This window comes from Asticcacaulis sp. (genome assembly GCF_020217185.1).
In the GTDB taxonomy this organism is placed as follows: Bacteria; Pseudomonadota; Alphaproteobacteria; order Caulobacterales; family Caulobacteraceae; genus Asticcacaulis.
Genome location: NZ_JAIWNX010000034.1, coordinates 1 through 10,000, shown reverse-complemented (window position 1 = coordinate 10,000; position 10,000 = coordinate 1). Strand labels below are relative to the sequence as shown.

The 10,000-nt window shown below is 59.2% G+C and carries 8 protein-coding genes and 1 pseudogene; 5 read left to right on the top strand and 4 right to left on the bottom strand.

All coding sequences use genetic code 11. The features are described from left to right. Positions 1-141 precede the first annotated feature (141 nt). The 3 genes from LDL37_RS01645 (at position 142) to LDL37_RS01635 (ending at position 5,188) form a co-directional block, all read left to right on the top strand. Positions 142-3,249 (top strand): TonB-dependent receptor, encoded by a 3,108-nt coding sequence (locus LDL37_RS01645; protein WP_366509209.1) that lies wholly within the window; start codon positions 142-144, stop codon positions 3,247-3,249. A 538-nt stretch (positions 3,250-3,787) separates the two neighbouring features. Continuing rightward, positions 3,788-4,780 (top strand): LLM class flavin-dependent oxidoreductase, encoded by a 993-nt coding sequence (locus tag LDL37_RS01640; RefSeq protein ID WP_290793357.1) that lies wholly within the window; start codon positions 3,788-3,790, stop codon positions 4,778-4,780. Positions 4,781-4,834: 54 nt separating this feature from the next. Beyond that, on the top strand, positions 4,835-5,188 hold the full coding sequence (locus LDL37_RS01635) for a VOC family protein (protein ID WP_290793354.1): 354 nt from the start codon (positions 4,835-4,837) through the stop codon (positions 5,186-5,188). Positions 5,189-5,400: 212 nt separating this feature from the next. On the opposite strand, the gene LDL37_RS01630 is transcribed toward LDL37_RS01635, so the two are convergent. The 4 genes from LDL37_RS01630 to LDL37_RS01615 form a co-directional block, all read right to left on the bottom strand. Further along, positions 5,401-5,589 (bottom strand): Thivi_2564 family membrane protein, encoded by a 189-nt coding sequence (locus LDL37_RS01630; protein ID WP_126424059.1) that lies wholly within the window; start codon positions 5,587-5,589, stop codon positions 5,401-5,403. A 119-nt stretch (positions 5,590-5,708) separates the two neighbouring features. Further along, positions 5,709-7,853 carry an EAL domain-containing protein gene (locus tag LDL37_RS01625; protein ID WP_290793351.1) on the bottom strand — a complete coding sequence of 715 codons (2,145 nt, stop codon included), beginning with the start codon at positions 7,851-7,853 and terminating at the stop codon, positions 5,709-5,711. Between the two features lie 176 nt (positions 7,854-8,029). Beyond that, positions 8,030-8,656 (bottom strand): histidine phosphatase family protein, encoded by a 627-nt coding sequence (locus LDL37_RS01620; RefSeq protein WP_290793349.1) that lies wholly within the window; start codon positions 8,654-8,656, stop codon positions 8,030-8,032. A gap of 91 nt (positions 8,657-8,747) precedes the next feature. Beyond that, a complete protein-coding gene (locus tag LDL37_RS01615) occupies positions 8,748-9,179 on the bottom strand; it encodes an HIT family protein (RefSeq protein WP_290793347.1) in 432 nt (143 codons plus the stop codon). 82 nt (positions 9,180-9,261) lie between these two features. On the opposite strand from LDL37_RS01615, the gene crcB reads away from it, so the two are divergent. Both crcB and LDL37_RS01605 read left to right on the top strand, forming a co-directional pair. After that, positions 9,262-9,642 carry a fluoride efflux transporter CrcB gene (gene crcB, locus LDL37_RS01610; RefSeq protein ID WP_290793345.1) on the top strand — a complete coding sequence of 127 codons (381 nt, stop codon included), beginning with the start codon at positions 9,262-9,264 and terminating at the stop codon, positions 9,640-9,642. Continuing rightward, positions 9,639-10,000: pseudogene (locus LDL37_RS01605) on the top strand (RluA family pseudouridine synthase); the annotation flags it as partial. The gene crcB and the pseudogene LDL37_RS01605, both read left to right, overlap by 4 nt.

Here is a 10,000-nt window from a genome sequence, read left to right as displayed (position 1 = left end):
TGATAAGAATGTGTCACAAGAAACGAGTCAATCGTTTGACAAGGGCGCGCCAAAGCAGATGAAGTTCCCTCAGAAGCGCGCTCATTTTGAGTTGCGCATTAATGGGGGATGATCAGGTATATCTGATTAGATACTGAAATAATGAGACATTTATCCAGAAAATCATGGCTCCTCTCCGGAGCCATCGGACTTTCCATGTCCATGGGCGCGGGTGTATTAATACCGCTTATGGCTGGAGCCCTTCCTTCAGCGGCGCTCGCGCAAGACTATACCTCGGGTAGCATTACCGGGCGTGTAGTTGACGCCAGCGGAAAGCCTGTGGCCGGCGCAACAGTGACCATTACGTCAAGTTCTCAGGGGACGGTGCGCACGGCGAAAACGAATAACGGTGGCTCCTACCTCTTCTCCGGGCTACCGGCCGGCGATTATGAGCTGAAAGTCGAAGCCTCAGGCTTCGCAAGTGCGAAGGAGTCCGGCGTTACCGTCGAAATCTCCAAATCTATCGCCTACGACATCTCCCTGAGTGCACAAGGGGCCGTTCAGGAAGTTGTGGTTACCGGTTCTCGCAAACGGGCGGCGTTTAGCGGCTCAACCACCGGCGTGGTGATCGACGTGGAGAACCTGACCAAGGATGTGCCGGTGTCGCGCAACCTGACCGCTCTGGTGCTGATGTCGCCCGGTACCGTCGGCGGCGACAGTGCCTTTGGCAATCTCGCGTCGATTGGCGGGTCGTCGGTGGCTGAAAATGCCTACTATTTCAACGGTATGAATATTACCGACTTCAATAAGTACCTGGGCTCGTCCTATGTGCCGTTTGATTTTATCAAAGCGGTGGAAGTCAAAAACGGAGGATATCCCGCTGAGTTTGGCCGTGCCACCGGCGGTGTGGTGAATCAGGTGTCGAAGTCAGGCTCCAACAATTTCAAGGCGGCTCTGCATTTCAACTATACGCCCAACTCACTGCGTGAAAAAGCGCCAGACATCGTGGGTAAAAACTACGATAGCAAGAATAACGTCGTTGATGAACTCTGGACTCCCAATCACTGGGACTATAATTCCTCCAGCAGCACAAGCGTAGAATTGGGTGGTCCGATCCTCAAGGAGAAACTGTTCTTCTACTATGTCGGTGAATACAACAAGGGAGATACTCGCGACGGAGACACCTCTGGCGGTATGTCCGTGGCCAAGTCGAACAATATGTACCATGCGCTCAAGCTGGATGGCTACATAACGGAAAACCATCACCTCGAAGCCACCTATTTCGACAACACCGGCAAGACCCGCTATTCCAGCTATGAATACAATGTCGATACGGGTGAAATCGGAAACGTCACGGGCGTCAGCGACAGCGTCTATGGCGACCCCAGCTATGTATTCAAGTACACTGGCCGTCTGACCGACTGGTTCACCCTGTCGGCGGCCTATGGCAAAAACAACGACAAGAGCGAAAGCATCGGTATTTCCGGCAGCGCGTTTGGTACCTACGTTTCAGACGGTACCAGTGGTCGCTCGGTTCTGGGGCGTCCCTTTGGTAACGCCCAGCGTTCGACGACTCGTGGCTTCCCACAGCGTACGGAGCGTACCTTCTCACGGGTGGATGGCGACCTGTTCTTCTCGCTGCTGGGGGATCACCATGTGCGGGTAGGTTTCGAGCGGGAAGAAAACCTGCTGGAACACTTCACTCAGGGCACGGGTGACGGTATCTACTATATCTATTCCAACTGCGGAACCAGCGCTCGCTGCTCCACGGGGTCCGGAGCGGGCCTTGGTCTCACCTCCACTTCGGCCTATGTGCGTCTCGGCTATTACAAGACCGGCGGGGCTTTCAAATCCCAGAATGACTCCTACTACATTCAGGACGAATGGAAGGTGACGGATCGCCTGACCCTGAACCTAGGTGTGCGACTGGATGAGTTCAATAACTTTACCGCCAATGGGTCACAATATGTCGATCTGAACGAACTGACGGCCCCGCGGGTCGGCTTTAACTACACCTTGGGTGAAGAACGTAAGACCCGTGTCTACGGCTTCTATGGCACCTACTATCTGCCGATCGCCGGTAACACCGCCTATCGTCAGGGCGCTCAGGAATACTTCTTCAGCGAATACTGGACGTTCAGCGGCACCAACAGCGATGGCACGCCGATACTGGCCAAGCAACTCACCAACTGGACGGGTGGTGTTGCCTGTCCTCTGGCACTGACAACTGGCTCTGTGGCGGCCGGTTCGAAGTCCTGTGCGGTCACCGGTTCCGGCCAAGTGCAGGACCCGACCTCTTCACTGGCGCGCAATCTCGAAGCGACCAAGGAAGATGAAATTATCCTCGGCGTCGAGCATAAGCTCACAGATCTGTGGACGGTGGGCCTGACTTATACTAACCGCGATCTGAAACAGACAGCAGAAGACTCAGCTATCGATGCGGCCGTTATTGCCTACTGCAAGGCGAACAAAATCTCTGGCTGTGAAAACATTTGGTCCGGCTATCACCAGTACACCATCCTGAACCCCGGCGTCGCTTCGACCATCGTGCTCAATTCGCCGCTACCTGGTGAAACGACGCAACGCACGGTCACCTTCTCGGCTTCGGATCTGGGTTATCCCAAGGCCACCCGCAAGTACGAGGCGCTGGAATTTACATTCAAGCGCGCCTTCGACGGCAAATGGGGCCTGAACGGTTCCTACACCCTGTCGTCGAGCAAGGGGAATTCGGAAGGCTATGTGCAGTCTGACTTCGGTCAGTCCGACGCAGGTATCACGCAGGACTTCGACCAGCCGGGCTTCACCGTCGGCGCAACGGGCTACCTGCCTAATCACCGCAAGCACAAGCTGAAACTGTGGGGCAGCTACAAGGTGACGGACAAGCTCAGTGTCGGTACACAGCTTCAGGTCGCTTCGCCCAGAAAACTGAGCTGCTGGGGCTATTATCCGGCCAACAGTTACGACAACTTTGAAAACGGCTATGGCGCCGCGTCTCACTTCTGCATGGGCAAGGAAGTCCCGCGTGGCACCGGTCTGGAGACCGACTGGATCTACAATATGGACATGTCCGTGCGTTATGAGACCAAGACCCTCTCCGGGCCGAAGGTCACTTTGCGGGCCGACGTCTTCAATCTGTTCAACCGCAAGGGTGTGCAGGAGCGCTATGAAACGGGGGAAAGCACGCAAGGCATTGCTGATCCGAGCTATGGCGTCCCCACCTCTTACCAGTCCCCCCGTTATGTCCGCTTAGGCTTCGACATAAATCTCTAGTACGCGTACATCTCCGGACTTGCCCCCATGACCTTCATGGGGGCTTTTTTCATGGTCTGTGTCCGGGACTTCGAACCCATCATAAATGGGCTTCGGCGAAGTGCAGCGCAGCCCACCCCATCGTCATCCTCACCAAACACCAGTCACCCGACGTCAGATGACGCCGGGTGAGCAGGTCGGTTTTGTTTGAGAGGGCTATGCCGGAGCGAATTCCGATAACTGACGTTTATGTCAATTATGTCCCCAGAATTCGCTGGCGATGACCGAGAAGACGACGGCTGCGCCGTAAAGGCCGATGCCGGCCACGATGAGAGTTATCATTACGCTGTTCCACTTGCCTGTACTTTCTTATTATTTTGACAGTGTTGTCATAAGTTGCGCGAGCCGTCCAGAGGGCTCGCCTGCATGGTTAGTCATATTTTTGTTACACGGCGCAGGCGTTTTATGTCGCCTGCGACATACGGCTCACTATCGCCGCCTCTGGTAATCGTAACCGGATCGCCTACATAAGCCCTCAGCAAGCTCTATGAGGCGTTATATGGTCCCCTTTTCCATTCTGGATTTGTCGCAGGTCGGGGAGGGGAGCCGTGTCGCCGACGCCTTTGCCAATACGGCGCGCATGGCGCGTCAGGCCGAGGCTTTGGGATATCATCGCTACTGGCTGGCCGAGCATCACGGGATGCCGGGGGTGGCGTCTTCGGCGACGGCGGTGGCGATTGCGCATGTCGGGCACCATACCTCGACCATTCGCATCGGTTCGGGCGGCATCATGCTGCCCAATCACGCGCCGCTGGTGATTGCCGAGCAGTTCGGCACGCTGGAGGCGCTGTTTCCGGGGCGGGTCGATCTGGGGCTGGGGCGCGCGCCGGGCACGGATATGCGCACGGCGCGGGCGCTGCGGCGAAATATGGACAGCGGCGTGGACAGCTTTCCCTATGATGTGGCGGAGCTGCGTCGGCTGATGGATGATCCGGATGGCTCAGAGCCGATACTGGCCGTGCCGGGCTTTGGCGCCAAGGTGCCGATCTGGGTCCTGGGGTCGAGCACCTATGGCGCGCAACTGGCGGCGCAGATGGGCCTGCCCTATGCCTTTGCCTCGCACTTTGCGCCGGATTTGCTGCATCAGGCGCTGCGTCTCTATCGTCAGCAGTACCGGCCCTCGACGGACAATCCGCACCCAAAAGCCATGGTCGGCATTATGGGCGTCGCGGCCGATACGGATGAGGAGGCGCAGTACCTGTTCACCTCGATGCGGCAGGCCTTCGCGGCGCTGCGGCGCAATGAGCGCAAGCCGTTTCCGGCACCGGTGCGCGGGCTCCAGCTCAGCCCCGAAGAGACGCAGATGGTCGATCATATGCTGCAATATGCGGTGGTCGGCTCACCGCAGACCATAGAGCGCAAGCTGGAAAACTTCCTCGCGGCGACCGAGGCGGATGAACTGATCATCTCCATGCCGATCCACGATATTGAGGCGCGCCTGCGCTCGGTCGAGATCTTCAGCCAGTCGTCGCTGATGCAGCGTATGGCTTAGCTTGTGCACAGCCTGACGGCCTGATACGCCTTAACCCATAGACAGGAGGCGGCTATGGGTGTGACGGGAGTCGGCGGTTTCTTCTTCCGGGCCAAAGACCCGAAGGCCCTGGCGGCGTGGTATGCCGAGCATCTGGGCGTCGGCGCCGGGCCCTATGGCCATTGGGATACGCAGGCCGGGCCGAGCGTCTTTTCGCCGTTTGCGGCGGATACCGACTATTTCGCGGCGGATCGTCAGTGGATGCTCAATCTGCGCGTCGAAGGGCTGGATCATCTCTGTACGGCCCTTCGCGCGGCAGGGATTGAGGTGATCACTCAGCCGGACTGGGATATGCCGGGGGTGGGGCGTTTTGCGCGCATTCACGATCCGGAGGGTAATGCGATCGAGTTGTGGGAACCGGCGGCGTAGCGCGTGCTGCGTTTCTCCTCCCCACAGGTGGGGAGGTGGCGGGCGAAGTCCCGCCGGAGGGGTATGCTGTTGGCAGGCGTGTACCCCTCCGTCAGTTCGCTTGCGCTCACTGCCACCTCCCCATGGAATGGGGAGGAGAGGCGATCATGCGGACAAGTAAGCGCAAGTGTTGAACCGCGCTCCAATTTACGGGTGCAGGGCCTGTGGCCCTGCTAGCCCACGCGGATAGTGCTGAGCGAGCCCAGCAGACCGAATACCTGAAGCAGCCATATCACCACGCCGATCACCACCACGGCGTTGAGGATGTTTTTAATCTTGGGGTCCATCGGGATGTAGGTGTTGACCAGCCACAAGAGCACACCGACGACGATCAGGATGGCGACCAGAGACAGAAGGGACATGCGGGTTTCCTTTTCAGCGTGAGGGTTTAGTTCCCTCGGTATGGAAACATCATGTCCGGCCGCGGCTCAGGTTTGAATGTCCGCTTGACGGTTAAAAAATAAAGACGTTATGCGCGCGCTCAGGCCACCTTCACGGCGGCATAGGCTTCAATGGCGGCGGCGGGGCGGCCGATCAGATAGCCCTGCGCCTCGCGGCAGTTCATGGCTTTCAGCGCTTCCATCTGGGCTTCGGTTTCGACCCCTTCGGCGGTGATGTGTACGCCTAACGCCTCGGCCATGTCGGAGATGGCGCGGATGATCGACAGGGCGTTCTGATCGTGCGGCAGGTCGCGCACGAAGGACTGATCAATCTTGATCTTGTCGAAGGGGAAGGCGCGCAGATAGCTGAGCGAGGAATAGCCGGTGCCGAAATCGTCCATGGCGATACGCACGCCCATATCGCGCACCGTATTGAGGATTTTGAGATTGTGCTTTTCGTCGGCCAGCAGCACGCTTTCGGTGATTTCCAGCTCCAGACGACGCGGGTCGAGGCCTGAGGCTTTCAGTGCCTCTTTGACCAGCTTAGGCAGAGACCCATCACGGAATTGCAGCGGTGAGATATTGACGGCGATGCGCCACGGCGTGGGCCACTGCGCCGCCTGACGGCAGGCTTCGCGCAGCACCCAGTCGCCGATGGGGCCGATCAGGCCGCTGTCTTCGGCCACCGGTATGAATTCGCCAGGCGAAACCATGCCGCGGTGGGGGTGATGCCAGCGCAGGAGCGCCTCGAACGACACCACCTCGCCACTGTCGAGATTGAGCAGGGGCTGGAAATGCAACTGGAATTGCTGGTCGCTCAGGGCCTTGCGCAGTTCGTGCTCCATCTCGAGGCGCTGTTGCACTACGGCGTCCATTTCGGCGTGATAGAAGCACCAGCCGTTGCGGCCTTCGGACTTGACGCGATAAAGGGCCAGATCGGCGCGCGACAAAAGGTTATTGGCGTCGGCGGCGTCTTCGGGGGCGAGCGCGATACCGACGCTGACCCCGGCTTCGAGGCGGATGCCGTTGATATCGAACGGCGATTTCATGACCTCAATGACGCGCTCCGCCAGGCAGCGGGCGTCTTCGGGGCGCTCGATATTCTGGATGATGGCGAATTCGTCACCGCCCATGCGCGCGATGAAGTCGCCCTTGCGCACGCAGAGCTTCAGGCGCTCACCCACCTGACGCAACAGGGCGTCGCCCGCCAGATGGCCAAAGGAATCGTTGACCGTCTTGAAGCGATCGAGGTCCAGACAATGCAGGGCGAGGTGGTGGCCGTGGCGCTGCACGCGGCTGAGGGCCTGCTCGATCTCGTGAGTATAGAGGGTGCGGTTGCCCAGACCGGTCAGCGGATCATAGTGCGCCAGTTGCGCGATGCGTGCTTCGGCGGCCTTCTGCTCGGTCAGGTCGATGCCCAGAGTCAGTATGCTGTCGGGTGAGCCATCCGGGCCGCGCAGGACGGTCTTTTTGAGCTGCACCGTGCGCTGGCGCTCGCCATTATAGATGGCTTCCTCTTCGATCATCACCGCTTCGCCGCTGGCCAGAACGCGGCGGTCGGAGCGGGTGAAGGTGTCGGCCTGCTCGGCCGGGAAGATGTCGTGGCTGGTCTTGCCCACCACGTCGCTGCGCTTGACGCCCAGCATGTCCTCGCCGGCGGGATTGATCAGCCTGACGCGCGAATGGGCGTCCTTGACCAGCACCATGGCCGGAATATTGTCGATAATGGTGTTGAGGAAGGATTGCTGCCGCTGCGACTCGGCGCTGAGGCGGATCAGATCGGTGACCATTTCGCGTTGTTGCAGCAGACTGTCCTGAAGGTCGTCATTCATCGCCTTCAGGATCGACAAGGTGGTGCCGACCCCGGCATAGGCCCCGTCGCGCGTGACGATAAAGCCGCGCAGAAGCTCCGAGGCGCGTTCGGCCAGGGTGGCCTGCATGAAGTCGCGCAGCGGGGTATCGGCTTCGACGGTCAGCGGGCGGGTGTCCATCATGGTGGTCACCGACTTGTTGCCGAACAGGGCGCGACCGTATTCGGAAGCCATTTTGAGATTGAAGCTGTGACGTTCGATCAGGCCCAGCACTGTGCCGTGTCCATCAACCACGGCCAGCACCAGCAGTTCGGGATTGTCGCGGAAGGCGTCATAGACCTGTGAATTGCTGGTTTGCGGCGAGACGGGCTCTACCGTGTCTGTTATATTCGATACTTGGGCCGCTTTCTGCATAACCGAGGTCCAGTTCGTCATAAAACCTTCACAAAACTCAACTCACACGCCTTTTCTGCGCGTTTTGTGAGATAATAGGGAAGGTGTCTGAATTTCGGTTTAACAGGTGAAAAAATATACTTTGGCTATACTTATGTCCGTTCACAGATGAAACGCGATTATTGTGACAAAATATCGAACATTGTTACGGATTTCGCTCAGATGCGGCCCATGGTCGTCGGGCCTTTGAAGAAGGCGCCGTGCAGCGGCTGATTGTCGGGGTCGAGGCCGGTCATGGCCCATGCTTCGCCCTGACGCGCATAGCGCACCGGGCAGGCATTGGGGCTGGAATACATCTCCCCCAGATAGACGCGGGCGATGGCGCGGAACGGAATGCCGTGGCAGACAAAGAGGGGGATGGCCTCGCCCGAGGCGTGATCTTCGACCGAAGCACGCACGCGCTCGATAACGGCGGGTAAGCGCTCGGCATTGTGCGGGTAGTGCTTGCCGTCGATATCGAGGTCGGGGTTCATGTGCGCCAGCATCTCGCGCCGGTGGTCTTCGACCTCGTCGATGGTCAGGCCCTCAAAGATGCCGAAATGTCGCTCGGTCAGCCGCCCGTCGGTGATGACGGGCAGATCCAGCGCCCGCCCGACGATATTGGCGGTCTCATAGGCGCGGATCAGCGGACTGGCGACAATGCGCGTAATGCCCTGATCGGCCAGAAAGCGGGCGGCGACGCGGGCCTGCTCACGCCCGGTGTCGTTGAGCGGGATGTCGGTCGAGCCCTGAAGCCGCATCTGGGCGTTCCAATCGGTCTGACCGTGACGAAGAACAAAGAACATCAGGGTGCGTATCCGTTTCTTTAGTTTTTGTCCCGTCGCTGCGCGGCCGGGACGGGCCAATCCGTCTGACCATGGCGAAGAACAAAAAACATCACAGCTTGGCCTTGATACGCGCCGCCATGTCCTGAAGATCTTTCAGATCGGCCATCTGACCCGACGCATGATGCTTCATCGCGCTGTTGGCGTAGCAGGGGATAATGTGAAAATGCAGGTGAAACACCGTCTGTCCGCCCACCTCGCCGTTGAACTGCGCGATGCGCAGGCCCTCCGGCTCCAGCGCGTCGCGCACAGCGCGGCCGATACGCTGCGTGTGGTGGATGAGGTTTTGCAGGTGCTCGGACGAAATATCGAACAGGTTACGCGCCGCCACCTTGGGGATGACCAGCGTATGGCCCCTCGTCTGCGGGAAGGCGTCCATGAAGCTTAAGACCCGCGCGTCCTCATAGACCTTGGCGCAGGGGATATCTCCGGCCAGAATCTTGGCGAAGATGTTCTTGGGATCGTAGTCCCCGTACAGGCTCATGGCATAGTCCCTTGCTGGTATTTGTCTGCTCCCCTCCTTAAAACACTATGATTTGAGGGCCAAGAGGGGTATGAGGCCTGACATGTCTAATTTGTTACTGGTCATGATCGGTGGAGCCTTCGGTTCCGCGGCGCGCTATGGACTGGCCCGTCTGTGGCCGACGGCGGCCATGCCTTTTGGCTGGCCCATCGGCACGTTCGTGGCCAACTTGCTGGGCGGGCTCATGATGGGGCTTCTGGCCGGTTGGTTGCTGGCCAGGGGGGGCGATGAGCGCCTGAGGCTTCTGCTGGGCGTCGGCGTTCTGGGCGGGTTTACGACCTTTTCCACCTATTCGCTGGAAGTGGTGCATATGCTGGAGCGGCGAGACTACGGGCTGGCGGGGTTTTATGCCGTGTCCTCCGCCGCGCTGGCGATTTTGGCCGTCATGATCGGTCTGTTTGTGTTTCGGAAAGTGGCCGGATGAGTAGGGAAGTGAAGATCCTGTATGTCGCCGAGGGCGAAGACGGGGTGCGTATCGACAAGTTTTTCAAGCGGCGCTGGCCGCACCTCAACCATATTCAGCTCAACAAGCTGCTGCGGTCGGGGCAGGTGCGCGTCGATGGTGCGCGCGCCAAGGCCGACACACGGCTGAGCACCGGTCAGAGCGTGCGCGTGCCGCCGCTGCCCGACGCGCCGTCCGAGGAACAGCAGAAGCGTGAGCGCGCCGAGCTGAGCCCGCAGGAGGTGCGCTACGCCAAGTCGCTGGTCCTCTATGAGGACGAGGACGTCATCGCCATCAACAAGCCCTCAGGTCTGGCCGTGCAGGGCGGCACCAAGACGAA